At 54.0% G+C, this 23,274-nt stretch carries 25 protein-coding genes; 14 read left to right on the top strand and 11 right to left on the bottom strand.

Translation table 11 applies throughout. The annotated features are described in order from the left end of the window. Positions 1 to 119 precede the first annotated feature (119 nt). Both B2590_RS18910 and B2590_RS18905 read right to left on the bottom strand, forming a co-directional pair. Positions 120 to 350, bottom strand: coding sequence for a hypothetical protein (locus tag B2590_RS18910; protein WP_164732125.1), 231 nt, complete (start codon positions 348 to 350; stop codon positions 120 to 122). Between the two features lie 358 nt (positions 351 to 708). Further along, entirely contained in the window at positions 709 to 1,482 is a 774-nt protein-coding gene (locus B2590_RS18905; protein ID WP_126812751.1) for an SDR family oxidoreductase, read from the bottom strand. A 139-nt stretch (positions 1,483 to 1,621) separates the two neighbouring features. On the opposite strand from B2590_RS18905, the gene B2590_RS18900 reads away from it, so the two are divergent. The 5 genes from B2590_RS18900 to B2590_RS18880 all read left to right on the top strand — a co-directional run bounded on the left by B2590_RS18900 (position 1,622) and on the right by B2590_RS18880 (position 7,271). Next, positions 1,622 to 2,533: a LysR family transcriptional regulator gene (locus B2590_RS18900; protein WP_127402383.1), complete on the top strand. Its 912-nt coding sequence runs from the start codon at positions 1,622 to 1,624 to the stop codon at positions 2,531 to 2,533. Between the two features lie 107 nt (positions 2,534 to 2,640). Continuing rightward, on the top strand, positions 2,641 to 3,432 hold the full coding sequence (locus B2590_RS18895; protein ID WP_127401240.1) for a substrate-binding periplasmic protein: 792 nt from the start codon (positions 2,641 to 2,643) through the stop codon (positions 3,430 to 3,432). A gap of 52 nt (positions 3,433 to 3,484) precedes the next feature. Then, a complete protein-coding gene (locus tag B2590_RS18890) occupies positions 3,485 to 3,946 on the top strand; it encodes a (2Fe-2S)-binding protein (RefSeq protein WP_127401242.1) in 462 nt (153 codons plus the stop codon). Further along, entirely contained in the window at positions 3,943 to 6,276 is a 2,334-nt protein-coding gene (locus tag B2590_RS18885) for a xanthine dehydrogenase family protein molybdopterin-binding subunit (RefSeq protein ID WP_075194840.1), read from the top strand. Before B2590_RS18890 ends, B2590_RS18885 begins: the two co-directional genes overlap by 4 nt. 2 nt (positions 6,277 to 6,278) lie before the next feature. Next, a complete protein-coding gene (locus tag B2590_RS18880) occupies positions 6,279 to 7,271 on the top strand; it encodes an XdhC family protein (protein ID WP_075194887.1) in 993 nt (330 codons plus the stop codon). A 62-nt stretch (positions 7,272 to 7,333) separates the two neighbouring features. Here the strand turns inward: B2590_RS18880 and B2590_RS18875 are convergent, their stop codons facing one another. Beyond that, positions 7,334 to 7,834, bottom strand: a complete 501-nt coding sequence (locus B2590_RS18875) for a lactoylglutathione lyase family protein (RefSeq protein ID WP_075194841.1) — start codon at positions 7,832 to 7,834, stop codon at positions 7,334 to 7,336. A 93-nt stretch (positions 7,835 to 7,927) separates the two neighbouring features. On the opposite strand from B2590_RS18875, the gene B2590_RS18870 reads away from it, so the two are divergent. From B2590_RS18870 to B2590_RS18860, 3 genes are all read left to right on the top strand, one after another. After that, positions 7,928 to 8,803 carry a LysR family transcriptional regulator gene (locus B2590_RS18870; RefSeq protein ID WP_075194842.1) on the top strand — a complete coding sequence of 292 codons (876 nt, stop codon included), beginning with the start codon at positions 7,928 to 7,930 and terminating at the stop codon, positions 8,801 to 8,803. Between the two features lie 125 nt (positions 8,804 to 8,928). Beyond that, positions 8,929 to 9,660, top strand: coding sequence for an SDR family NAD(P)-dependent oxidoreductase (locus B2590_RS18865; protein WP_075194843.1), 732 nt, complete (start codon positions 8,929 to 8,931; stop codon positions 9,658 to 9,660). Positions 9,661 to 9,686: 26 nt separating this feature from the next. Then, entirely contained in the window at positions 9,687 to 10,271 is a 585-nt protein-coding gene (locus B2590_RS18860; protein WP_075194844.1) for a 2-hydroxychromene-2-carboxylate isomerase, read from the top strand. A gap of 97 nt (positions 10,272 to 10,368) precedes the next feature. Here the strand turns inward: B2590_RS18860 and B2590_RS18855 are convergent, their stop codons facing one another. The 5 genes from B2590_RS18855 to ycaC form a co-directional block, all read right to left on the bottom strand. Then, a complete protein-coding gene (locus B2590_RS18855; protein ID WP_036207193.1) occupies positions 10,369 to 10,938 on the bottom strand; it encodes an NADPH-dependent FMN reductase in 570 nt (189 codons plus the stop codon). A 139-nt stretch (positions 10,939 to 11,077) separates the two neighbouring features. Continuing rightward, positions 11,078 to 11,662, bottom strand: coding sequence for an antibiotic biosynthesis monooxygenase (locus B2590_RS18850; RefSeq protein WP_075194845.1), 585 nt, complete (start codon positions 11,660 to 11,662; stop codon positions 11,078 to 11,080). Between the two features lie 79 nt (positions 11,663 to 11,741). Further along, complete coding sequence (locus B2590_RS18845) at positions 11,742 to 12,605, bottom strand: pirin family protein (RefSeq protein WP_075194846.1); 864 nt, start codon at positions 12,603 to 12,605, stop codon at positions 11,742 to 11,744. Between the two features lie 175 nt (positions 12,606 to 12,780). Next, entirely contained in the window at positions 12,781 to 13,458 is a 678-nt protein-coding gene (locus tag B2590_RS18840; RefSeq protein ID WP_041334863.1) for a hydrolase, read from the bottom strand. Positions 13,459 to 13,535: 77 nt separating this feature from the next. Further along, entirely contained in the window at positions 13,536 to 14,162 is a 627-nt protein-coding gene (gene ycaC, locus B2590_RS18835) for an isochorismate family cysteine hydrolase YcaC (protein ID WP_041334861.1), read from the bottom strand. A gap of 162 nt (positions 14,163 to 14,324) precedes the next feature. Between ycaC and B2590_RS18830 the strand changes: the two genes are divergently transcribed. From B2590_RS18830 to B2590_RS18810, 5 genes are all read left to right on the top strand, one after another. Continuing rightward, positions 14,325 to 15,245 (top strand): LysR substrate-binding domain-containing protein, encoded by a 921-nt coding sequence (locus B2590_RS18830; RefSeq protein ID WP_075194847.1) that lies wholly within the window; start codon positions 14,325 to 14,327, stop codon positions 15,243 to 15,245. A gap of 111 nt (positions 15,246 to 15,356) precedes the next feature. Beyond that, a complete protein-coding gene (locus tag B2590_RS18825; RefSeq protein WP_081899276.1) occupies positions 15,357 to 16,049 on the top strand; it encodes a substrate binding domain-containing protein in 693 nt (230 codons plus the stop codon). A 714-nt stretch (positions 16,050 to 16,763) separates the two neighbouring features. Then, on the top strand, positions 16,764 to 17,789 hold the full coding sequence (locus tag B2590_RS18820; protein ID WP_286810604.1) for a lipid A deacylase LpxR family protein: 1,026 nt from the start codon (positions 16,764 to 16,766) through the stop codon (positions 17,787 to 17,789). Between the two features lie 118 nt (positions 17,790 to 17,907). After that, positions 17,908 to 18,231 carry a thioredoxin gene (trxA, locus tag B2590_RS18815; protein ID WP_126812730.1) on the top strand — a complete coding sequence of 108 codons (324 nt, stop codon included), beginning with the start codon at positions 17,908 to 17,910 and terminating at the stop codon, positions 18,229 to 18,231. An 18-nt stretch (positions 18,232 to 18,249) separates the two neighbouring features. Next, the gene (locus B2590_RS18810; RefSeq protein ID WP_007152207.1) at positions 18,250 to 19,197 is read left to right on the top strand and encodes a LysR family transcriptional regulator; all 948 of its coding nucleotides are present in this window, start codon (positions 18,250 to 18,252) and stop codon (positions 19,195 to 19,197) included. A 124-nt stretch (positions 19,198 to 19,321) separates the two neighbouring features. Here B2590_RS18810 and B2590_RS18805 read toward each other — a convergent pair whose 3' ends face one another. Continuing rightward, on the bottom strand, positions 19,322 to 19,648 hold the full coding sequence (locus tag B2590_RS18805) for a rhodanese-like domain-containing protein (RefSeq protein WP_085680664.1): 327 nt from the start codon (positions 19,646 to 19,648) through the stop codon (positions 19,322 to 19,324). Between the two features lie 75 nt (positions 19,649 to 19,723). Further along, positions 19,724 to 20,881 (bottom strand): hypothetical protein, encoded by a 1,158-nt coding sequence (locus tag B2590_RS18800; protein WP_091644317.1) that lies wholly within the window; start codon positions 20,879 to 20,881, stop codon positions 19,724 to 19,726. A 70-nt stretch (positions 20,882 to 20,951) separates the two neighbouring features. Between B2590_RS18800 and B2590_RS18795 the strand changes: the two genes are divergently transcribed. Then, entirely contained in the window at positions 20,952 to 22,667 is a 1,716-nt protein-coding gene (locus tag B2590_RS18795) for a protein adenylyltransferase SelO (RefSeq protein WP_091644315.1), read from the top strand. A gap of 290 nt (positions 22,668 to 22,957) precedes the next feature. On the opposite strand, the gene B2590_RS18790 is transcribed toward B2590_RS18795, so the two are convergent. After that, positions 22,958 to 23,224 carry a hypothetical protein gene (locus B2590_RS18790; protein ID WP_075194849.1) on the bottom strand — a complete coding sequence of 89 codons (267 nt, stop codon included), beginning with the start codon at positions 23,222 to 23,224 and terminating at the stop codon, positions 22,958 to 22,960. Positions 23,225 to 23,274: the final 50 nt, after the last annotated feature.

Raw genomic sequence — 23,274 nt, 5'->3', positions numbered from 1 at the left:
CCGATAGGAGCATGTAAGTAGTTGAAATTATTGCGGGGCAAGTGTCGTGAGTTAATACATCCTCTCTACCAACATAGTCGCTATCAACCCAAAATGAAAAGAAGATGGTGTTTATGCCGCTAATCGCTGTCAGCGCGAAACACAGCGCCACTATGAAGTACTGGATACGCATTTTTGGCAATTTCACCCAGTAACCGGATGCCGGCGATACGTTCGTTGGTGGGTTGCTCTATCGGTTGTCGGACCTGGATATAACCGCTGCCGGTCTTGAAGCGTTGGGCGAAGACCCGGAGCAACTTGAAGACATACTGACCTTTGCCAGCGCCTGTCGTGCGCACGCGGTGACTCATGCAGGCGCCTTATAGCTTTCTCGCAAAGATGACTGCGGTCAGTGCCGGCACGCCGAAAACGAACAAGAAGATAGGCAGTTCCGCCATAAAGGAGTATCCGGCATGAAGGATCCCAACCCCCATGTTTACCGCTGCGCACAGGAACCAGGCAACAATGTAGAGGGGCAAAACAGATTTGAACGTCCGGCCCGTAGTCCGGGTGACAATGATCGCAACAGCCAGAAGAGCGAAACCACCCAGAATAATCATTAAGGTATGCATTAATTGAGTCCTCTAGTACTGGTATATGGCGAGTGAAGAGAATGAGGTCGACAGTAGGTTAAGGAGGCGGTAACACCGCCTCCTCTTGGTTGTCCGATTACTTGGTAGTATAGCCACCGTTCACTAAAATGGTTTGCCCCGTCATCCACCATCCTTCGGATACCATGAATCGCACATAGGGGACGATATCCTCGATTTCTGTTAGCCCAGACTTGGAGAACGACGAAAGGGCGGCTGCCGTTTTGTGAAACGCTACAGCATCGTCGCTTTCTGCTGGGTAGAAAAAAGGTGTATCCATTGGGCCGGGACCAATGGCGGTCACTGAAATGCCGCGTTCCCCAAATTCTTTGGAGGCGGCCCGGGTAAAGTGTTCCACTGGCGCTTTCATACCCGCATATGCCGCATAGAAAGGTGTGTAGGCGCCCAACAGAGAGGTCACTAACGTGCAGATCTTTCCATTGTCATTGAGGTATTTCCCCGCCTCTTTCAGGAAAAAGAATGCGGACTTCGAGTTAATCGCACTCATGGCGTCGTATTCTTGCTCGCTGATTTCTACCATGGGCTTCTTCAACACCATGCCTACGGTATTGATCGCAATATCCGGCTTGCCGAAAGTCGCCTCGGTGTCTGCAAATAGCTTTTCGACATTGTCAGCCTTGGTCAAATCCTGTTGAAAGATCGCAGCTTCAGCCCCTGCGGCACGAACCTTAGAGGCCGTTTCTTCGGCCGCTGCCTTTGTTGAATCACTGTTGTAATGAATAACGATGGCTTTCGCTTTATGGGCGGCAAGGTCCTCTGCCAGGAGCCCGCCCAGGTTCTTGGCGCCACCGGCTATGAGCACTACTTTGCCTTCAATGCTGTTTCGAGACATTGTCTTTATCCCTTGCTGTGTGTTTTTCGATTGGCGGATGCTTCCCGCCAGGTTCACAATCAGGTTAGGCTGTAGGTTATCCTGAATAAATAATGCATTTAGAACAGCAGTTGTCGAAAAACACGAACAATTGGATGGTATGGACAGGATTCGGCAAGTACAGGTTTTTATCCAGGTTATGGAAAGCGGGAATTTCACGCGCGCGGCTGAAGCACTGAGCATTCCCCGCTCGACCGTATCTACGACTATCCAGGCCTTGGAGGATCGGCTGGAAGCCCAACTATTGCAGCGTACGACCCGGCAAGTTGTGCCCACTCACGATGGGTTGCAGTTTTTCGAGGCTGCACAAACGCTTGTAGAGGCTTTTGAGGCGGCAGAATCGATATTTCGTCAAAGCCCCCAACAGGCAGAAGGGCGCTTGCACGTAGATATCCCGAGCCGTATCGGGCGTCGTATCGTTATTCCGGCATTGCCTGAGTTTCTGAAGCAGAATCCAAGGGTAAAACTGGAATTCAGTATGAACGACCGAATCATCAACATGCTGACGGAGGGCGTGGATTGTGTGGTCAGGGTCGGACACCTCCCAGACTCCGAGCTGGTATGCAGAAAATTGGGTGATATCGAAGTCATAAACTGTGCCAGTCCGATTTATCTAGCGCAGCATGGTACGCCGATGTCTCTAGACGACATGGGTGGCCACATTCTTGTCAACTACGCGGTCAATCTGCCAGCGTTAGCGGCAGAATGGGAATACGTGGAGGACGGTCGGCAACGGGTAATGAAAATGCAGAGTGCGATTACCGTGGATAACGCAGAGGCCTATATCGCCAGTGCAAAGGCAGGTATTGGCATTATTCAGGTTCCAAAATTTGACGTTCAGGATGATCTTGAAAGCGGGGACCTGGTACAGATTCTCGAAGCCTATAAAGCACCCTCCTTACCTATATCGTTGTTGTATCCGAGCCGTCGAAATCTGCCGTTGAGATTACGTGTGTTCCAGAGCTGGGTAACGGAATTGTTATCAAAATATGGTTTGTGGAGGGACGGTTAATGACGTCCAGCTTCGGTTAGTGTTCGTCACAATTGTCTATACTTATCAGACTATAAGAACGGCGATGACTGCCGTTTCCGAACCAAAAGCGTAGTGGGGCGCCTTTCATGCAGCGTGCAGTATCAGTTGCCATACATTATGGAGTTGTCGCGGTGTTGCTGGTGTCCTTTGGAGCTATTAGCCACGCGGCTGCACCAACGTCAACGGTAAAAATCTGTTATGAGTCCTGGGCTCCCTACATCTTTAAGGATCACGAGGGAGAGATGCGCGGCATTGCCGTGGAACTGATGAATACAGCCCTTAGTGATCTGGAGTTGGAAGCCACTTACGAGGAACTACCGTTCAAACGCTGCGTATCCGAGGTCCAGTCAGGCGCATCGGACGTTGCCATGCCAGTAACGGAAGGGCGGAGCTATCTACTGCACTCACGGACGGTGTTCGCTCACTGGACGTTGGCTGCGATCGTACCTGAGAGTCTATCCATTGAAGAGCCGGTAACTCTGGAGAAGCTGAACGACGTTAGCGTGCTTATTATCAGCGGCTATGTATACCCGGAAAATATTGCACGCTGGGCAGAAACCCATCCGGATATTACAGACATAACCTATTCCGCTGATGGCGAAGGGACGGTGCCTTTCCGCATGCTCGAATTCGGGCGGGCCGACGTATTCATTGAGGACAATTTCTGGAGCGCCAATCTGATTCAAGATCACGATCTGTCGCTTCGCGTTCTGGAACCCGCACTGGGTTCCGCTGTCAGTGTTGCCGGTTATCGCAAGGAACTTACAGGTCTGCGCGATGACATTGACCGTATCCTGGAGACACGAGGACAGTCTTTCAGGGATGAGCTGTTTACGAAGTACACCGGTTATACCGAGTCGTTTTTCTCCGGTCAGTAAACTCAAGCTTCCCGATAAAGCAAACCTAACAACATGGTGATGGGAGAGACCAATGGTCAACCTGAGGATAAACGGACAAGAGCACGAGCTGGACGTTCCGGATAATATGCCCCTGCTGTGGGCTATTCGGGACGTTGTGGGGATGAAAGGCACCAAGTTTGGATGCGGTATCGCGCAGTGCGGTGCCTGCACCGTTCACCTTGATGGGGTAGCGACCCGGTCCTGTGTAATGCCCGTTTCTGCCGCCAAAGGTGAAATCACAACGATCGAGGCCATGTCTGATGACGCGGTTGGCCAAAAAGTCCAGCAGGCCTGGCTGGACCTGGGTGTGGCCCAGTGTGGCTACTGCCAGGGTGGCCAGATCATGAATGCCACAGCTCTGCTGAAGAAAACACCGGAACCGGAAACCCAGGAAATCATCGATGCCATGGCGGGCAACCTCTGCCGGTGTGGCACCTACAATCGCATTCTGGCGGCCATTGAGCGGGCTGCGGACAAGGAGGTGAGCTCATGAGCCAATCCGACGACACACTGCTGCTTGCGAATATCAGCCGCCGCGGTCTTCTCAAAGGGTTGGCCGGAGCCTCTGCGCTCCTGCTCGCAGCCCGATGGGATATTGGGCTGGCCAATGAACAGGCTCAGTTCGGGGCCGGGGCCATGCCGGGGGGCTGGGTAGACAACCCGAATGTGTTTATCCATATCGACGCCAACGGCCTTGTCACCATCGTCAACAACCGTGCCGAAATGGGACAGGGTATTCGCACCAGCCTGGTTATGGTGGCCGCGGATGAACTGGGCGCAGACTGGGACCGGGTTCGCGCGGAACAGGCAGACGGCGATCAGGATAAGTTTGGCAACCAGAATACCGATGGTTCCCGCAGCATGCGTCACTGGTACGACCCCATGCGCCGTGCGGCCGCTGCTGCCAGGCTGATGCTTGAGCAGGCCGCGGCCAATCAATGGGGTGTATCGGTCGACCAAGTAAGGGCGGATATTCATAAGGTTGTTCATCCTGCCACTGGACGTGAACTCGACTTTGGCCAGCTTGCAGAAGCCGCACGGGAGCTGGACGTTCCTGGCCGGGACGGGTTGGTTCTGAAATCCGATAGTGAGCTGCGTTTCATTGGCAAGGAATCCGGCCTGATCAATGGCGAGCTGAAGTCCACGCACCCCAAAGCAATCGATGGTGAAGACATTGTCACCGGCAAGGCGATTTTTGGCGCCGATGTGGATCTGGAAAACACCCTCTATGCAGTGGTGGCCAGACCACCGGTTTATGGTGCGACGGTGAAGAGCGTCGATGACAGTGAGGCCCTGAAGGTCAGAGGTGTTAAGAAAACTGTACGCATTGATGGCACGGGCCAGCCTGCAGCATTTAATCCGCTCGGGGGTGTTGCAGTAGTAGCCACCAACACCTGGGCTGCCATGGAAGGCCGCAGAGCTTTGAAGATAGAGTGGGACAATACTCCGGCCGGTAACAACGCCGATTACACATCGGATACTTACCGTGAATCTCTGGAAAAAGCGGCGCAATCGCCGGGCAAGGTTATACGCCAGTCCGGTGATGTTGAGGCCGCTTTGAAAGAAGCCAATAAGCGGGTGTCAGCCACCTACTACATGCCCCATATGGCTCAGGCTCCCATGGAGCCCCCCGTCGCCGTGGTTCGCGTAAGCGGGGGCCAAGCCGAGGCCTGGGCGCCAGTGCAGAACCCCAGGGCGACGCGAGAAGGCATCGCCGGGCTTCTGGAGATCGACCTGGAAAACGTGACCGTTCATCAAACCCTGCTGGGTGGCGGTTTTGGCCGTAAATCGAAGCCAGACTTCGTGATTGAGGCCGCTCAAGTGGCCAAGGCCTTTGAAGGGCAGCCCATCAAACTGCAGTGGTCCCGTGAGGACGACATTCAGCATGCCTACTTCCATGCGGTTTCTGTGGATCACCTGGAAGCGGGGCTCGACGGTAATGGCAAAGCGACCAGTTGGCGCCACCGTACTCTGTCTCCCAGCATTGCATCGCTGTTCGCGCCGGACCCCAAACACAAGGCGGGCTTTGAGCTGGGAATGGGGTTTAACACCATGCCATTCAGCATCCCTGCTATCCGTTTGGAGAACCCGCCGGCACCGGCTCATGTCCGCATCGGGTGGTTCCGCTCGGTGTACAACCTGCCGCATGCGTGGGCCATCCAGAGCTTTGCCCACGAGATGGCGGTAGCCGCAGGCAAGGACCATCGCGATTACGTACTGGACCTGCTGGGGCCAGGGCGTGAGGTTCACAATCTCACGGTGGGCGACGGCTGGAACTACGGTGAAGATCCTGAGATGTACCCGATCGATGTGGGCCGTATGCGCCGGGTTATTGAGCGTGCCACCGAAGAAGCGGGCTGGGGAAAGGAAAGAGCAAAGGGGCGTGGCCTTGGGCTTGCCTTCCACCACAGCTTTGTTTCCTACACCGCCGTCGTCTTTGACGTGGAAGTGGATGACGGCGGGCAAGTGACCATTCACCGCGCCGACATTGCCTTTGATTGCGGGCCGCAGGCCAACCCGGAGCGAATCCGGTCACAGATGGAGGGTTCCTGCGTGATGGGAATCGGCATTGCCCTGCAAAATGAGGTGACGTTCCAGGATGGTGTCGCTCAACAAAGTAACTTCGACAGATACCTGTTGCCGCGAATGCCAAACGCGCCGAAAGTGGTCCGAGTGCACCTGATTGATAATCCCGATGACGCCATGGGCGGTGTGGGCGAGCCGGGGTTGCCACCGGTCGCGCCGGCACTGTGCAACGCCATCTATGCAGCCACAGGGAAACGCATCCGGCGTCTTCCTGTTGGTGATCAGTTGAGTGCATGACCATGCAAAGTCTGGATGCTCGGGTAGTGGAGCAGGCGATCGAATGGCTGGGGAGTGGCCGGACGATCTGGTTGTGCACGGTGTTGTCCACCTTCGGATCATCGCCCAGGGAGCCGGGCTCACTGATGGTTGCCACCTCGGATGGACATCATGTGGGCTCGCTCTCGGGTGGTTGCGTCGAGGAAGACTTCCTCGAGCGCGTTGCCGCCGGAGAGTACGAACAACCTGCTGTTATTGTTCGTTATGGCTCTCCGGGCAGCAACAGCCCGGAGAGCCCCCGTATTCGCTTGCCGTGCGGGGGCATTCTCGACGTCCTGGTGGAACGTATGGTTGCCACCGCAAAGACCCGGGATCACCTTGAGCGGATTCAGCAGGCCCTGTCCGGCCAAAATGAAATCGCACGGCATATCAGATTGACGGATGCAGTGTGGTGGCTGTCCGATGCTGAACCCACGGGGCCGCGGGTGTTGCAAAATGAAACCGAAGAGACGGTGACGGTTCGTATTGGCCCCGTCGCCAAGCTAATTCTTGCCGGCTATTCAACGGTATCAGAGGCCTGTGCACAGTTCGCCTTAAGCCTTGGTTATGAGGTGGTGCTGTGTGACCCACGGGAGGAAGTCACCAATGGCATGAGCCTGCCGCCGGGTGTTGAGTTTGTGCCCCAACTGCCGTCGCTGTATATCGCTTCGCCTGGTGCTTGCACGCCCTCCACAGCGATAGTCGCCGCAACCCATGACCCCCGCATTGATGATCTGGCCATGATGGCTGCTGTCAAAACCTCGGCAAGCTACATTGGTGTGATGGGCTCTGTTCGTACTTCCCAGGCCCGATCCGAACGACTTCGTCGGACTGGTGGCCTGTCAAAGGAAGACGTTGGGCGGATCCACATGCCCATCGGACTCAACCTCGGCAGTAAAACCCCTTCTGAAATTGCACTGGCCATCGTTGCGGACATGGTGCGTGTCAGGCGAGGGCGTTCGCGTGTCGAATTGTGAGCGCCCTTGCTCACGCCTAGGTTAACGAAAGGTCGGTGGGTCATTGCCCACCGAATACCGGATTACTCGTAAGCGCCTGCGGAGTAGGTCAGCTCGTAACTGTGGCTGTAGATCTCGAGAATGTTTCCGAACGGATCTTCCATGTAAACCATGCGGTAGGGCTTTTCGCCGGGGAAGTATTCACGAACTGGCATGCGCTGTTTACCGCCTGCCGCAACGATTTTCTCTGCAAGGCCTTCCACGTCCGGGTCCTGGACACAAAAGTGAAACACGCCGGTTTTCCAGTACTCGAAGTTGTCTTCCGGCTTTTCTGCGTTGTTGAATTCAAAGATTTCCACACCGATTCGGTCGCCAGTGGAAAGGTGAGCAATCCGGAAAGAGTTCCAGCCTGCGCCAAACACATCGGTACACATGACCCCAATAGGGCTGTCATCTTCCGTGATAGTGGTTTGCGGCATGATCAGATACCAGCCCATTACTTCTGTATAGAACTTCACAGCGGCATCAAGGTCGGTCACCGAAATCCCGATATGGGAAAAACTGCGTGGGTAAGTGGTGCTCATGGTTCTTCTCCTCTGGAAAGTGTAGAACCAGAGTAAGCGGCAATTGCTATAATATAAACAGGTCATTGCTTATCAAATTAATAAGAGTTTCTTATGCTTAATCCCCAATGGTTACGTTCGTTCGTTGTACTTGCAGACGTCGGCAGTTTTACCCGGACAGCCGACCAGCTCGGCCTGACCCAGGCAGCCGTCAGTCAGCATGTAAGACATCTTGAAGAACAGCTGGGGACCCTGGTGATACGGCAACCTCGACGGATGGAGTTAACACCGGCCGGCCACGCACTCCTGGCGTATTGTGATGAGATGGAACAGGCCGATATGCGCTTACGCCTGCGAATGTCGGAAGGCGATAAAACAAAAGGTGAGCTCAGTCTTATCACGCCGGGGAGCTGCGGCTTGCTGCTATACCCACTGTTGCTCGATCTGCAGGAGCAGCATCCTGATTTGGTGGTCCGTCATCGATTTGCACCGGATACGGAAATATTGGATGCGGTCTTGGGTAAACGCTATGAGATCGGCTTGGTTACGGCAAAGCCTGACGATCCCCACTTGACGTCCTCCCACTTCGCCGGAGAGCCACTGGAACTGATTGTGCCGGCAGGGCAATCGGTATCGAGCTGGGCGGATTTGGAGCGATTAGGCTATATCGACCACCCTGATGGCCGGGCCATGGCTACGCGCCTGTTGAGCCGCTGCTTTCCGGGGGAGCCTGGAATCCGCAATATTCCGGTGCGCGGTTTTGTTAATCAGGTAGGCTTAATTCTCGAACCCGTAGCCAGGGGCATGGGCTTTACCGTACTACCGCAATACGCGAGGCAGGCCTTTGCCCGACACAGCGAAATCAAGGTTATGACGCTTGAAAGGGACGTGGTGGATTCGCTCTGGATGATCTCCCGGGCGGAATGGCCCCTGTCTGCGCGCGCTCGCTATGCCATGGAATATCTGAGGCAACAATTGGGAGATCGGTGACGACAACCAAGAAAGCCAAAAGACGTAACCATTGGTTGTGATTGGCATACATTTAATCGATTTTAGCTACGCTATTAGGTGGGATACGTTTTTACCAGCATCACAACGGAATAAGGGGAAGGAACATGGGCACGACCGACAAACCCATTGCGCTGGTGGTTGGGGCTGGTGATCATTTAGGGTCGGCGATCGCACGCCGATTTGCCAGGGAAGGATTCCATCTCGTGGTAACCCGTCGCCGGGGAGATCTGGAAAAGCTCTGTCGTGAAATCAGCGACATCGGATCCACGGCAACGGCAATTCATTCCGACGCCCGTGATGAGACGCAAGTAACGGAGCTGATCAATCGGGTGGAATCAGAGTTGGGCCCTATACGGGTTGCTATCTTCAACGTGGGTGGAAACGTTCGATTCGATCTCTGCGAAACAACCGCCCGGGTGTACCAGAAAGTCTGGGAGATGTGTGCGCTGGCGGGCTTTCTGGTGGGCCGGGAGGTGGCGGCGAAGATGCTGACCCGTAGCGAGGGTACCATCCTGTTCACCGGTGCATCGGCAAGCCTGAGAGGTGGGGCCGGTTTTTCTGCCTTTGCGGGCGGCAAGCACGCGTTACGGGCCCTGGCTCAAAGCATGGCGCGGGAGCTTGGACCAAAAGGAATCCACGTAGGTCACGTTATTGTTGATGGACTGATACGAAACGAGGCGACCGCTGAGTTTCTGCCTGATCTTTATGCCAGTAAGGGGGAGGGTGGCATCATCGAGCCCGATGATCTTGCCGACATTTACTGGCATCTCCATACACAGCCCCGGTCAGCCTGGACATTCGAGCAGGATGCGCGGCCATTTTCTGAGCCTTGGTAAACCCTTTCCAACAAGAGGTAACGATAATGAGTACGAATATCGACTTTTACTATGATTTCATAAGCCCCGCGTCCTATTTCGCATGGATGCGGTTGAAGGAACTCACTGAGGGGACGGGCGCCAATATCAATTACAAGCCGATTCTTCTCGGGGGCATCCTCAAGGCCACAGGCAATACGTCTCCGGTGACCGTCCCAGCCAAATGGGAATGGATCAAAACCGACTTTCAGCGCCATGCCGATCACTATGGCATTCCGTACCGGTTTAACCCGCACTTTATTTTCAGCACGGTCAATGCAATGAGAGGGGCTCTCTGGGCGCTATCGAACGGACAAATCGAACCCTACAACCAGGCAATGTTTTCAGCCGCATGGGCCCAGGGAGAGGACCTTTCATCCCCGGATGCATTGAGGGAGATCTTAACCAACGCTGGTTTTGATCCGGAACAGGTAGCGGTCGCGATGGCGCAACCCCAGATAAAAACAGCGCTGATCGAGGCGACGGATGACGCCGCCAAGAGGGGCGTGTTCGGAGCCCCCACCTTCTTCGTCAACGACGAGATGTTCTTCGGCCAGGACCGTATGGACTGGGTTAAGCGGGCGCTTGGATAACCTGGGCCGCCCTCAGCACCAACACACACCTATTGATTAGCGTCCGCAATCGGAATGCCGTGATAGGCTCATGGAGGTGCAGATTCAGCGTCTGCTCTCATCCCTTACGGATCGATTGCAAGGCACTGGCCCATTTCTCCAACTCCTCGAGCATCGCTTTCCCGGAACCTTCGTGATGCTCGCTCGCCTGGAACACCTTATTCTCATCGAGGAGGTTCCAGGGCATCTGAACCATCACGCCCTCCATCATTGGCATCATTTTCAATGTCGTTACCAGCTGTTTCGCGAGTTGCGCCGAGCGCAGACCACCGGATACGCCACCGTAGCTCACAAACCCGCACGGCTTGTAGTTCCACTCGGTGTACACGTAATCCAGCGCGTTTGTGAAGGAGGGGGGAGGGCAATAGTTATACTCGGGGATAACGTAAACGTACGCATCAGCTGCATCGACGCTTTTTGACCACGCCTTGGTATGATCATGCTCGTATTTCTGTAAACGCGGATGGTTTGGTTCGTTGTAGACCGGTAGTTCAAAATCTGCCAAGTCGACAAGCTCCGACTCAAATCGTCCGTCGGCATTGGCGAATTCGTTGAACCATTTAGCGATCGATGGGCCAACCCTTCCAGGGCGCGTGCTGCAGATGATTGTTTGAAGTTTCAGCGTCATAGCAATTTCCCTCAGTGTTGTGTTCCCTAGTGTCCAAACAAGTGCGAAAGGCCGCAGGTCTTTACCATATCTTTCCGCCGGTCGTACGGCAAAACTGCCATAGAAAATCGATCTGTACCTCTGCCCCTAGCGCTGTCGACTAACGAAACAGCCAGTTTGCAACGAGTCGAACCACTCGGGGCATGATCAAATAGACCACTAGTGCGACGACAGTGGCTGCCACCAAACCATGACGCACACCCCATAACGCAAGCACTGGAAGTTGATCAAATATGGGCTGAAAGACCATTGGTACGATCAACGAGAGTGGCCAAATAACCGCTGTAGTAATGAGCCATTGCTTCCAGCGAGTAGGTTGTTTGGCTTTTGACGTGGGTGGGGTGAACCAGTAATCGATGCCGGTCTGAATCTCTACCTGTTCTTCAGAGGCCAGCGCCGGAACGATGTCGGATACCAATTCCCGCCGAACATCGGAGTTCAGCCAAGTATCGGCTTCTTCGGGTTGAGAAAAGCGCACCGCGATTTCAAAGGTGTCATGCCCTTCGGGCGGTCGTACCACATGAACGCCTTGGTGCCCGGAAAACTGGGCTGCGGCGGCAATAATCTGCCTGAGCCAGGTTTCATAGTGGTCACGGTGTCCGGGTTTCACGGTGTGCCGGATTATGATGGATCGACCAGAGTCATAGTGGATGCTTGGGGCGGCGTCTGCCTCTTGTTCGTTCATAGCGTGCTTCCCAATCTTTGATTGATTGGGGGCGACGTCCTGTCAGCCCCTCAAAAGCAGTTCATGCTCTTTACCCTTGCTAGAGAGCGCCGAATTTTCCTGATTGAAAGTCGAGCATGGCCTGTTTGATTTCTCCCTCTGTATTCATCACAAAGGGTCCATAGCCCACGACCGGCTCATCAATGGGTTCTCCACTCAACACAAGCAGCCGAGCGTCATTATTGGACTCCAGCACAATCTCTTGACCTTCTCTGTCCAGGTTCGCAAGCTCTGCCTCACGCAACACATCAGTGTCATTGATCTGAACTGAACCGTTCAGCACTGCCACCAAGGTGGTGTGGCCTTTGGGCACCGGCAAATTCACACGGGCACCAGGCTCCAGCTTAAGATCCCACACATTGATTGGCGTGAATGTGTTGGCAGGCCCTTTATGCTCAAGATACTCACCGGCGATGACTCGGAGCGTTCCACCATCATCTTCCAGGGACACACGAGGGATATCCTTATTGAGCAACGTCTGGTAAGCCGCCGGCGTGTCCTTTGCCGATGCTGGTAAGTTGACCCAGAGCTGCACCATTTTCAGCAAACCACCTTGTTCAGTGAATTGCTGTGAATGGAACTCCTCGTGTACGATTCCCGCGCCAGCGGTCATCCATTGGACGTCTCCCTCGCCAATGAGCCCACCTGCACCCGAGGTATCCCGGTGTTCCAGCTCACCGCTGTAGACCACTGTCACGGTTTCAAAGCCTCGGTGTGGATGTTGACCAACCCCCCGGGGACGTTGAGCCGGAGGAAATTCCGATGGCCCGGCGTAATCCAGTAGCAGAAACGGCGAGATATTCGATGCGCCCATGCGATCGTAGGAGAAGAGCGAACGAACCGGAAAGCCATCACCCACCCAATGACCGCGAGGGGGACCGTACGTTGTCAGAATCTTTTTCACTTTGACCTCCTAACGGGTCCATCGACCCAACGTTTTTACTGCATCAATGTGACGATAAAACAGCGTACGGGCCCTGAATAGATAGCAATATTCGCACTCAGTGTTCTATACCTAGAACGCTCGCCGCCCGACAGAACCTGACCGGACGACGCCGTTTGACTGAATCAGTCAATCATTATCGGATTGAGTCCAGCGCCTCATTGTTCTGGACTACCTCTTGCGCTCTGGCGTAGCTTTCGATGAGCAATTGGTAGGCAGGGAAGATATAGGTATAGGCTTCCGCCCATGCCTGAGCATCATCACAATGCCAGGTTTTTTGCAGCTCTGAGGCGACCGCAGCGGTGTCCATCGGAACCACACCGGCCTGGACAACTCGAGCCATCGTGATCTCTTGAGCCATTTTGCTGTAGGTGCCGGATGCATCGACGACCGTGAATACCTTATAGCCGTCAGCTACGGCGCTAATAGCAGGGAAGGCCATGCACACGCTAGTGATTGTCCCTGCAATGATTAGCGTTTTGCGACCGGTTGCTTCTACCGCCGCAACGAAATCCGGGTTATCCCAGGCATTTATTTCACCTTTTCGTGCCACGTATTGCGCATGGGGCGCATTTTCGTGTATCTCCGGTATCAGTGGGCCGTTAGGGCCCTGGGGGACAGATGCCGTGGTGATCACGGGAAGCTTGGATAGTGTGGCAATCTTAGCCAGTGCAGTGGCACGAGCTCGAAGTTCGGTCATGGGCATGTCACCGATGGTCTGAAACAGACCGCTTTGGTGATCAATCAGAAGCAATACGGCGTCGTCTGGATCAATAACCGGGCGCTGACCATTAAAATTTGCGGGAGAAGTCATGATGATATTCCCTGTATAAAGATACGATGGGTTGGGGGAGGTATTCGCTGGAAGGACACGAATACCCCGTCATTACGCTACTGCTTCTCAGGCAGAGTGTTGTAACTGGTAATCAAGTTTCGGTAGTCAGGGATGTGGTTTGAGAACAGGGCTCCGAGCCCCTCAATATCGTTGCGCCAGTCACGGTGCAGCTCACAAGCCAGTCCGAACCATGTCATCAATTGGGCACCGGCCTGCGACATCCGATCCCAGGCGGAATGTCGGGTCAGCTCGTTGAACGTGCCGGAGGCGTCCGTCACCACGAATACATCATAGCCTTCGGCCAGCGCGGAGAGCGCCGGAAAAGCAACACACACTTCTGTCACGACGCCGGCGATGATCAGTTGTTTCTTTCCCGTATCTTTAACGGCCTTAACAAAATCCTCATTGTCCCAAGCGTTAATCTGCCCTGGGCGGGCGATGTAAGGGGCAGAGGGAAACTGTTCTTTCAGCTCCGGAACCAATGGGCCGTTAGGGCCAGTCTCAAAACTGGTTGTCAGAATGGTCGGAAGCCCAAAGTATTGAGCCAGGTCACCCATCGCCAATACGTTGTTCTTGAACTTGTCCGGGTCAATATCGCGGACCAAGGAGAGCAGGCCAGTCTGATGATCTACCATCAGTACCGCAGCATCGTTTTTATCGAGTCGAACATAGGGTTTGCTCATGACGTTCTCCTTTCTGGGCTTAGACGGCGCAGTGCACCGTCGTCGTTGGCCCCCTCTCCTTTGGCACTGGAAAAGGGAATAAATTTAACGATAGTTCAGCCAGGGTGGCCTGAGTAGGCACTAATTCTTATACTCAGAGTTCTATATATAGGACGATCGTATATGCAGGATCTGAACGATCTTTTTTACTTCGTGAAGGTGGTAGATCACGGCGGATTTGCGCCAGCGGGCAGGGCACTTGGGTTACCCAAATCCAAGTTGAGCCGGCGCGTGGCAGAGCTCGAGAGTCGGCTTGATACCCGGCTGATTAATCGCTCACCGCGTGTCTTCACTGTTACGGAGTTGGGGAAAGAGTATTATCGCCACTGCGTGGCAATGCTGGTGGAGGCCGATGCGGCACAGGAAGTCATCGATCATTCCCGCTCCGAGCCAGTGGGTTCGATACGGGTGAGCTGCCCGCCGGGAATCATCTACTTTCTGGTGGCCCCGTTGATTATCCGGTTTATGCAGCAGTACCCGAAAGTAAAAATCGAAATGGAGGCTACGAGCCGACGGATCGACGTTGTCAGGGAGGGGTTCGATGTTGCCTTGCGAGTGAGATACCCGCCGCTCGAAGACAGTGACTTAACGATGAAAGTGCTGTCTAAAAGCCCTCAGTGCTTGATGGCCGCGCCAGAGGTGGTTGCGCAGTATCCGAAACCAATAACTCCCGACGATTTATCAAAACTTCCCAGTATCGATTTTGAGCAATGGGATGGACAGCATGTCTGGTGCCTGGATGGGCCCGCTGGTGCGGCCGTTAAAATCCATCACCAGCCACGCCTGGTCACCGATGATGTCTTTACGTTGCTCAAAGCTGCTGTGGGTGGTTTAGGTGTGGTAAAAATGCCGCTCATCGTCGGTGGGCAGGACCTGATTGACGGCAATCTCGTCAGTATTTTACCGGACTGGCGACCACGCGGAGGGATTTTCCATGCTGTTTTCCCGTCGCGCCGAGGGCTGCTTCCTGCGGTAAGAGCATTTTTGGACTTCCTGGCAGACTCACTTGAGGAAGTGGATTTCAGGCTACCGGGCGACGAATGATTTGGCGCCATTGCAGGCCGCATTAGCCGGGGACGTTACCGGGTTGGTCCGTTACCTCATTTACCCTTCGCCAGAGAAATACTGGCACAGGAGAACGCAGCCCTGGCGGCGATGGGGTTCGGCAATGAACATGTGGCTGGGACATTGAGATTGACTGCATCCAGCACGTTTGCCCAGCAGTATGTGTTACCGCTGATGCCGGAGTTTCTGGAGCTTTACCCAGGCATCAATCTGGACTTGCGACTGTCGGATATGGAGCTTGATCTTATCCAGGGAAGTTTTGACCTGGCATTGCGGGACTCGGTGCTTCCAGACAGTAATTTGAAGGCTCGTAAACTGGCAGACGACAGGCGATTGTTGTGCGCCTCCCCGGAGTACCTGGCGAAGTGGGGCACACCGAAGCATCCCGACGACCTTTGTTCCCACCAACTGATTGCGTTTAAATCCCAGGCGACCATCAACCTGATTGGCCCAGATGGTGAACAGGGTAAATTCAACCCGCGTGCGCCTGGTAACCGCCTGATCATTGATGACGGGCTAAGTTATAAGATCGCCACCATGGCAGGCGCTGGCATTGCCATGCATGCTTTATGGAGTGTTCATCGTGAACTTGCGGAGGGCACACTGGTACAGGTTCTTGGGGACTTCCGGATGGACGCAGAGCCGGCGCTCTGGCTGGTTTATCCCAAGTCTAATGTTTTAACGGCGAAGGTACGGGTCTTTATTGATTTCCTGTTGGAGCGGATTGGTAACCGTCCACCGTGGTTGGAGGGAGAGGCGGTAACGCCATCCGAAGCGGATTGACAAAAAAGCACCGTCCCTGGTGCCAAGACGCAAAGAAAGACTTATCGCTCAACCGTGGCTTTCAGGCCGCACTTCACCTCGGATAACGATGTGACCGCTGTAGGGGGCGGGTTCTGCTGAACGGCCTGCTGCATCACGGTCCTGTATCTCACCACGTATGACGAGCTGGCCGCTGTACGGGGCCGGTTGAGCGTTTTCAAAATGAGTCTCGTCCGATTTCCGATCAGCCAGGGTCGCGTGTGCAGGCAGCGCAGCAGCGGCTAAGAGTGATGTAAGGGCAACCAGTACAGTTGTACGCATAACATGTTCTCCAGTTTTGATAAGCGAAGGCTGATCTCCGTTTCGCCAATCGGCGCGAGATCAGATGGAGTGGAGTATGAGCTTGAAGAGAGGTCACGAATAATCAGGAGGCCGCATGAGTCACATCACCAAAACTGATAAATAGAGCTTTTCGGCGACTTACTTCGATGTCTCCTATCTTGACTGATTTTATCGAAATGCATGGAAATAAATTAAATACAATATGTTAAAGGACTAACTTAAATCGTTTTATAGAACCCGCCCCGCCGACAACGATGTAAACATCGCAGTACAAACACCTATTCATCAAAATACATGATGTTTTCAATATCGAGCCCTGATTAGTCGCGCAAGGCGTTCAGTTGAAAAATAGCAGCCAACTTGTTTCCGACCTATCGTCTTTCGGAGTTGGCCATGTCTCATCGTCTGCTTGTACTTTTTCTCACTGTTCTGGTTTTGTCTCCGATGGCTCATGCTGAGAACTCTGATTCTGTCATTGCGCTTTCTACGGACAATGATCTTTTTGCACCCACCCAAACCGATCGGGATTACACCGCAGGTTTGGCCATAACCTATTCCTCAAACTCGGAGGACTTCCTGGGAAATCCGGTTTCCGGAATCAGCCAAAACCTGGACAGGTTCGTGTTGTCGGGTATTGGCGCAGATATTAACGAGCCCGAAAGTGCAGCCCTGGAATTTGGCATCTACGGATTCACCCCTGAGGAAATCAAGGCGAGGGATATCGATCGGGATGATCGTCCCTACAGCAGCCTCGTTTATTTATCGTCAAGCCATAGTTACAGGACCCTGAGTGACGATTCCGGGTGGACCACCTCGATGACCGTCGGAGTGCTGGGCCTGGATGTTTTTAAATCGGGTCAGAATGCGGTTCACAAGGTGGTAGGAAGTGACCGTGCCAACGGCTGGGATCATCAGGTCTCCAATGGCGGGGAACCAACATTCCGATACTCCGCTGCCTATCATCAGTATCTGGATAAAAGCCGGCCGGACCAGCAATTCAAAGTCACGTATTTCGGGTCGGTGGGTTATTTGACTGAGTTTGGTGCCGCGCTTGTTTTTCGGGACGGGCTGATTTCCTCCCCGGACAATCGTTTCAACCCTGAGCTTATGGCTTACGGCGAACGAGCGCCGGGAGTCGCAGCCCCTGGCGGCCGGGAGCATTATTTCTGGGGCGGCGTGTCTGTTAAAGCTCGGGCCTATAATGCGTTCCTTCAAGGCCAATTCAGGCACTCCGACCACGAACTGGATGCCAACGACCTTAACGTGCTCCTGGCGGAAATCTGGGCGGGCTATACCCACAGTTTCGTCGCTGGCACCGAGTTGAGTTACGTGCTCCGGGTCCAGAGCTCCGAAATTAAGAGCGGGACCGGAAACCGCACGCTTGCGTGGGGTGGGCTGGTATTCAGTAAGCGCCTTTAACGGGCTCTATGCCAACCCATCATTGTGAGAAATGGGATCTATATGGCACTGAAATTAGTGCTATCAGCTTGGAGGACCCAGTATTGAAGGTGAGCAATTCCATTCAGGAGCAGATATTATGACGACCATTATTCATGTAACCGATGCGAATTTTGAAAAAGCGGTTGTTCAGAGCGACCGGACAGTTCTGGTTGACTTCTGGGCACCCTGGTGTGGCCCTTGCAAGACGGTAGCCCCGCTGCTTGAGGACATCGCCGATGAGTTCAGTGAGCAACTGACCGTTGCCAAGGTCAACGTGGATGATAGCCCGGAGATTACTGCAAAAATGCGTATCCGTGGCATTCCAACATTGGCCCTGTTTCAGGATGGCGATGTGATTGCCCAACATGCCGGGGCAGGGAGCCTCAGCCAGTTGAGAACGTTCGTTAAAGGGCACTTATAGTTACGCCGAGAACTTACTATGAAAACTCAAGAGCTCCAGTTGCTGTACATCTTCGATGCCATTATGACGGAGCGTTCAGTGACTCGTGCGGCGGATCGCCTGGCCATGACGCAGCCTGCGGTATCAAATGCGATTTCCAGGATGCGCCAGATCTGGAATGATCCGCTCTTTGTGCGAAAGGGCCGCAACATCGAACCCACCTCCTATGCGCTCAGCCTATGGGATCAGGTGGGTGACCCTATGTTCGCTCTGACAAACGCCGTCAGCGCTACGCAGTTTGACCCGGCCTCCGCCCGGCGGACGTTCCGCATTGCAGTAACCGACGTCATCGTCGAGATGATCTGGCGTCAGCTTATTGACTTGCTTGAGCGTGAGGCGCCGGGCGTGGACGTACACGCCGTTCCCTATACACCTGAAGGGAGCTACGACGACCTGAGATCAGCTCACGTTGACCTCGCGATTGGCGTGCTTAACCAGCACGATTACAGTTTGCGGAGTACCTGGCTTCTTGATAGCGGATTTGTTCTCGCAATGCGGGCAGACCACCCGCTGGCAGGCCGGCAAATCACCATGGAAGAGTTTCTGGAAGCCCGGCATCTGTTGGTCACCATGTCGGGCGACGCACACGGTTCTGTTGACAGTTATCTTGATCAAAAAGGGCAGAGCAGGCGTATCGCCGCAACAATGAACCATTTTGCGTCCGTTCCTCAAGTGTTAAGGGAGTCCAATCTCATCGCGGCCGTTCCTGAGCTAATCAGCCAGGATTGCGGATTCGTCGATGGGTTATGGATGGGGGAGCTACCCTTCGATGTAGATCCAACCAGCCTCTACCTCATCTGGCACGCACGCCATGATAGAGAACCGGGGATTATCTGGATCAGGAATCATATCGAAAGACTGCTCCAGGCTCGCTGGCACGACATCATGACCAATTCGCCCTGTGGCCGGCACCTGAAGGCGGTCTAGACCTGATATGCACCAGCGCCGAACGACATCACCGTCGGATTAGGCCGAAGCATGTGCGTATGTCATAAAAAAGGCTGCCCCTGTTGGGCAGCCCTTGAGATTCATCCCTCACTACTGCAACCAGTCAAGCGGCACGTTTCCGGTTAAACCAGTCCTCGGTGCCGCCTTCATAGTCGTAGACTTCCGTAAAGCCGGCATCTTCCAGCTTCTTGGCAGCCTTGGGAGAAGCATCACATTCGAAGTTCGCGCAGTAGACAACGATTTTCCGATCTTTGCTGCCGGTAACTGCCTCGACCTGTTCCAAAAAGGACGGTTCCTCCACAGGAACACTGATGGATGTGCGGATATGTTCTCGGTTGAAGGCATCCCTCGGCAGGACATTGATGAGCACAAAATCTTCGTGCTCGGTTTCGTTCATCTGTTTGAGGTCGTCACGGCTAATACTCTTCATAGCGTTTCTCCTTCGTTAAGGAAATGGCTACCTCACTATCTGACTGTGATGGTTTGAGACGCGATTTCAAGGTCGTTAGCGGCCATCCTCCCGATAGAAAGCACGGCTTTTCTCGTAAACGGCCGCCATATCAATCAGGACAAAGCCCAGCTCCGATTCATGCAGGAAGAAGGTGTAAGTCACTTCTGAGGGAAGGCTCTGCCAATATTCAGGGATACTGCTTTCCCGTTGGTCAATCGCAGGGTAATGCGAATGTTCAAAGTAGCCGGTTTTAGTGTTGTCGTAGGCAACGGTCAGTGGTTCGGGGGATACCACCAACGCGTACCGCTGAAGACCGGGATAGGTAGCGGCGAAGGCGATGATACAGAGCAGGGCAGCAAGGCCGAAGCGCTCTGCTCGGGGAGCACCTTTCCCCAGTTGAACCCCCAAAACACCGAGCAGCAGCCCGGTTGAAATGAATGGCCAAAGTGGCAAGTCACCAATCACGAGATAGTTGGTGAGCAGTACGTAGTCAACGAGAGCATAGGTGCCGAGCACAGCCAGCAGAATTAGCTGCAGCACCATGCCTTTGTGTTTCAATAAGTTGAAATGGTTGGCCAATGGCCCGGTTCGATCAGTTTGGGTTGACGTAAAGTCCACGTTGCCGGTGATTCCGGACAGAGCTTTGACAAGAGGGGCCTCGGTAATGATGGATTCCAATCTCGCCTTGGGCTTTCCAAAGGCGCTGCCCATGCCGATACGGTGATCCGGGTGGCCCTCTCTCAAAAAATGGTAGGGTTGCAGACGATAGGTCCGCCTGTCGGTAACGAGACTGAGTTTTGACTGCTGAAGTGCCTGAGCCATATTCCGGAATCCCGTAACGGCGGTCAGCTCAACTTTCCGAATAGTATTTAACGGAATGCGGTGGTCTCCGGTGGTAAATCCCATTAGCCCGAGGCCGGTCAACCGCGGGATGTGAATCGTCAGATTCTCGCTGTCCAGTTCCAGCCAGACCCGGCGATTAACAAACGCCACGACGCAACCCAGCAGCAAACACAACGCAATTAGGTGCAGTTCGAAAGGCACGTTACCGTGTTCTTCCAGGTATAGTTGGCTGAAATCCTGTTCACCGAGGTTAGGCAGTGCCAATAGCAGCAGGCTTCCAAGCAAAATCGTCAGCAAGGCTCCAATTGTTGCAAACAGGTGGCTGGGTTTGAGAATGCTGGCAGAGTAACGAAAGCGCTGTTTACCCATGGTTCAATGTCGTCCCTGAATCTGTATCCGTGAGTTAGAAGTGTATGATAGATAAAGAGGAGTCCCTATTATGTTAACGCGACATCATTTGGAAATGCCTACAACGGTCGCGACCCTCGACGATCTCGCACCGCTGGCAGACTATTCACTCATGGACACGCTCAACTGCGACCCTGAGGGTAAAGCAAACGGAGCTGATCACGCGCCAAGACAAGTCTTCTCGGGCCACTATGTTCCGGTTAGCCCCACGCCCATCGAAAACCCCGAATACGTCGCCCATGGGAAAAACCTGTTTCACGAACTGGGTTTCGCCGACAGCATGGCGCAGTCCAGCGACTTCATCCGTATGTTCTCCGGCGACTTGTCGCATGTTCCGGAGCCTCTGCGCAACGTGGGGTGGGCGTGTGGCTACGCACTTTCCATCTACGGCACCGAATTCTACCAACAATGCCCGTTCCAGACTGGCAATGGCTACGGCGACGGCCGCGCGATTTCCGTGCTCGAGGCTGTCATCAACAAGCAGCGCTGGGAAATGCAGTTAAAAGGGGCAGGGCGCACGCCCTACTGCCGCGGCGCAGACGGCCGGGCAGTTCTGCGTTCCAGTGTGCGGGAGTTCCTGGCCCAAGAGCATATGCACGCGCTGGGCGTGCCCACGTCACGGTCTCTGAGTCTGTACGTGTCGACAACCGAGAAAGTCAGGCGCCCCTGGTATTCGGAGGGTTCACGCTCGGTAGATCCCGATATTCTTGTATCCGAGCCAGTGGCCATCTCGACACGTGTTGCACCTTCGTTCATTCGGGTAGGGCAGCTGGAGCTCTTTAGTCGTCGTGCCCGCAAGCAGGAACACCCGCAGGCGATGGAGGAGCTCGAGAGGATCGTATTGCACCTGATTGATCGCGAGTACGATGACGTTATCGATCGGTCGCGGACCACAGCTGAAAAAGTGGTGTCGCTCGCACATGAGTTCCGCAGACGACTGACCTCGCTTGTCGCCAACTGGATCCGTGTTGGCTACTGCCAGGGTAACTTCAACAGCGACAACTGTGCCGCGGGCGGCTTCACGCTCGACTATGGACCCTTCGGGTTCTGCGATGTGTTTGATCCGCAGTACCAGCCATGGACGGGCGGGGGAAATCACTTCGCGTTCCTCAACCAACCAGCAGCAGCCGAACGCAATTTCTACTCGTTCTGTTCGGCGGTTCGGCCTTTGTTGGCAGGGCATCCAGAGTGTCTGCAGCAGCTGGAGGACATTCAAAGTGATTTCCCAAAGGTGATGCAGGCGCAAATGGAGACGATGTGGGCGGCCAAACTCGGACTCGACGCGTTTGACGCGGCTTTATTCCGCGAGCTGGCAACACTGATGATGCAGACGCCTGTTGATTACACCATGTTCTTCCGGGAACTCTCATCGTTGCCAGATGACATTGAGCCGCTTAAGAAAAGCTTCTACAAAGGCTCGACCTATGCTGCAGATCCCGAAGGGCTAGACAAGCGTTGGTCAGCGTGGCTCACAAATTGGCAATCGCTGATTCAGCCTGGCACGCCTGAGGAGCTTTCCAGTAAGATGAAGCTCGTTAACCCGAAGTACAGCTTGAGAGAGTGGTTCGTTGTGCCCGCCTATCAGCAAGCGGCAGAGGGTAATTACGCTTTGCTGCGAGAACTGCAGGACGTGATGACGCAGCCGTACGCTGAGCAATCAGAGGCCGTAGATAGAAAATACTATAGGCTGAAGCCGCTGGAGCTCTTTGGTGTTGGCGGGGCGTCGCACCTTAGCTGCTCATCCTGATCGCGCCCCTGATCCAGGCGCTTTCAGCGGCTCCTGAAATCAATGTCCCAGTACATCGGTTTCATTTTTCTTTGCGTTCTTCTCCTTTTTCTTTTCCTTGGGGGTTAAAAGCGGTTTCTTTTTAATGTCTTTTTTTCTGTCCTGACTCTTACTCATGGGATCTGTCCACCTTTAGTTGTGGGTGCATTGGCATTACGCCTTGCCTGATGCCAATGCTTTCAACGCCCAGTATGAACTCAATTTAGCGTAACTGATACGGTCTGGAGGTCAGTGTAATTACCTAAACTCTCTCAGGAATACACTTCCACACCCTCTACAAGATTCGCAAATCTCCCATAACATGAAAATAGCTCCTTATCATTGCTGAGGTCGCTTTCCAAGAACAAGCGGGCCAGCCTTATGCGACCAATAGGATAGTAGCTATTCATATTATCAACCTTATCGAAATATGGTCGCAGTGCCTTATAAGCCTCACTTGCAGCGCTATCACCTTGTTTACTTAGCAGCATTCTTTCAAGCGCTTTTCGTTCCTTCTTTATTCTTTCTAATTTGCACATTTAATCACCTAATAAGGTAGGGGCGGTATCAGTCGATACACGCGCTTGTG

Source organism: Marinobacter sp. UBA3604, assembly GCF_002375325.1.
Lineage (GTDB): Bacteria > Pseudomonadota > Gammaproteobacteria > Pseudomonadales > Oleiphilaceae > Marinobacter > Marinobacter salarius.
The sequence above is the reverse complement of the archived record's forward strand: the minus strand, read 5'-3'. Positions and strand labels throughout refer to the sequence as shown.

Excerpts from the sequence above, each read along its gene's own strand:
- B2590_RS18910 (WP_164732125.1), bottom strand. The coding sequence starts at position 350 with ATGAGTCACCGCGTGCGCACGACAGGCGCTGGCAAAGGTCAGTATGTC.
- B2590_RS18905 (WP_126812751.1), bottom strand. The coding sequence starts at position 1,482 with ATGTCTCGAAACAGCATTGAAGGCAAAGTAGTGCTCATAGCCGGTGGC.
- B2590_RS18900 (WP_127402383.1), top strand. The coding sequence starts at position 1,622 with ATGGACAGGATTCGGCAAGTACAGGTTTTTATCCAGGTTATGGAAAGC.
- B2590_RS18895 (WP_127401240.1), top strand. The coding sequence starts at position 2,641 with ATGCAGCGTGCAGTATCAGTTGCCATACATTATGGAGTTGTCGCGGTG.
- B2590_RS18890 (WP_127401242.1), top strand. The coding sequence starts at position 3,485 with ATGGTCAACCTGAGGATAAACGGACAAGAGCACGAGCTGGACGTTCCG.
- B2590_RS18885 (WP_075194840.1), top strand. The coding sequence starts at position 3,943 with ATGAGCCAATCCGACGACACACTGCTGCTTGCGAATATCAGCCGCCGC.
- B2590_RS18880 (WP_075194887.1), top strand. The coding sequence starts at position 6,279 with ATGCAAAGTCTGGATGCTCGGGTAGTGGAGCAGGCGATCGAATGGCTG.
- B2590_RS18875 (WP_075194841.1), bottom strand. The coding sequence starts at position 7,834 with ATGAGCACCACTTACCCACGCAGTTTTTCCCATATCGGGATTTCGGTG.
- B2590_RS18870 (WP_075194842.1), top strand. The coding sequence starts at position 7,928 with ATGCTTAATCCCCAATGGTTACGTTCGTTCGTTGTACTTGCAGACGTC.
- B2590_RS18865 (WP_075194843.1), top strand. The coding sequence starts at position 8,929 with ATGGGCACGACCGACAAACCCATTGCGCTGGTGGTTGGGGCTGGTGAT.
- B2590_RS18860 (WP_075194844.1), top strand. The coding sequence starts at position 9,687 with ATGAGTACGAATATCGACTTTTACTATGATTTCATAAGCCCCGCGTCC.
- B2590_RS18855 (WP_036207193.1), bottom strand. The coding sequence starts at position 10,938 with ATGACGCTGAAACTTCAAACAATCATCTGCAGCACGCGCCCTGGAAGG.
- B2590_RS18850 (WP_075194845.1), bottom strand. The coding sequence starts at position 11,662 with ATGAACGAACAAGAGGCAGACGCCGCCCCAAGCATCCACTATGACTCT.
- B2590_RS18840 (WP_041334863.1), bottom strand. The coding sequence starts at position 13,458 with ATGACTTCTCCCGCAAATTTTAATGGTCAGCGCCCGGTTATTGATCCA.
- ycaC (WP_041334861.1), bottom strand. The coding sequence starts at position 14,162 with ATGAGCAAACCCTATGTTCGACTCGATAAAAACGATGCTGCGGTACTG.
- B2590_RS18830 (WP_075194847.1), top strand. The coding sequence starts at position 14,325 with ATGCAGGATCTGAACGATCTTTTTTACTTCGTGAAGGTGGTAGATCAC.
- B2590_RS18825 (WP_081899276.1), top strand. The coding sequence starts at position 15,357 with ATGGGGTTCGGCAATGAACATGTGGCTGGGACATTGAGATTGACTGCA.
- B2590_RS18820 (WP_286810604.1), top strand. The coding sequence starts at position 16,764 with ATGTCTCATCGTCTGCTTGTACTTTTTCTCACTGTTCTGGTTTTGTCT.
- trxA (WP_126812730.1), top strand. The coding sequence starts at position 17,908 with ATGACGACCATTATTCATGTAACCGATGCGAATTTTGAAAAAGCGGTT.
- B2590_RS18810 (WP_007152207.1), top strand. The coding sequence starts at position 18,250 with ATGAAAACTCAAGAGCTCCAGTTGCTGTACATCTTCGATGCCATTATG.
- B2590_RS18805 (WP_085680664.1), bottom strand. The coding sequence starts at position 19,648 with ATGAAGAGTATTAGCCGTGACGACCTCAAACAGATGAACGAAACCGAG.
- B2590_RS18800 (WP_091644317.1), bottom strand. The coding sequence starts at position 20,881 with ATGGGTAAACAGCGCTTTCGTTACTCTGCCAGCATTCTCAAACCCAGC.
- B2590_RS18795 (WP_091644315.1), top strand. The coding sequence starts at position 20,952 with ATGTTAACGCGACATCATTTGGAAATGCCTACAACGGTCGCGACCCTC.
- B2590_RS18790 (WP_075194849.1), bottom strand. The coding sequence starts at position 23,224 with ATGTGCAAATTAGAAAGAATAAAGAAGGAACGAAAAGCGCTTGAAAGA.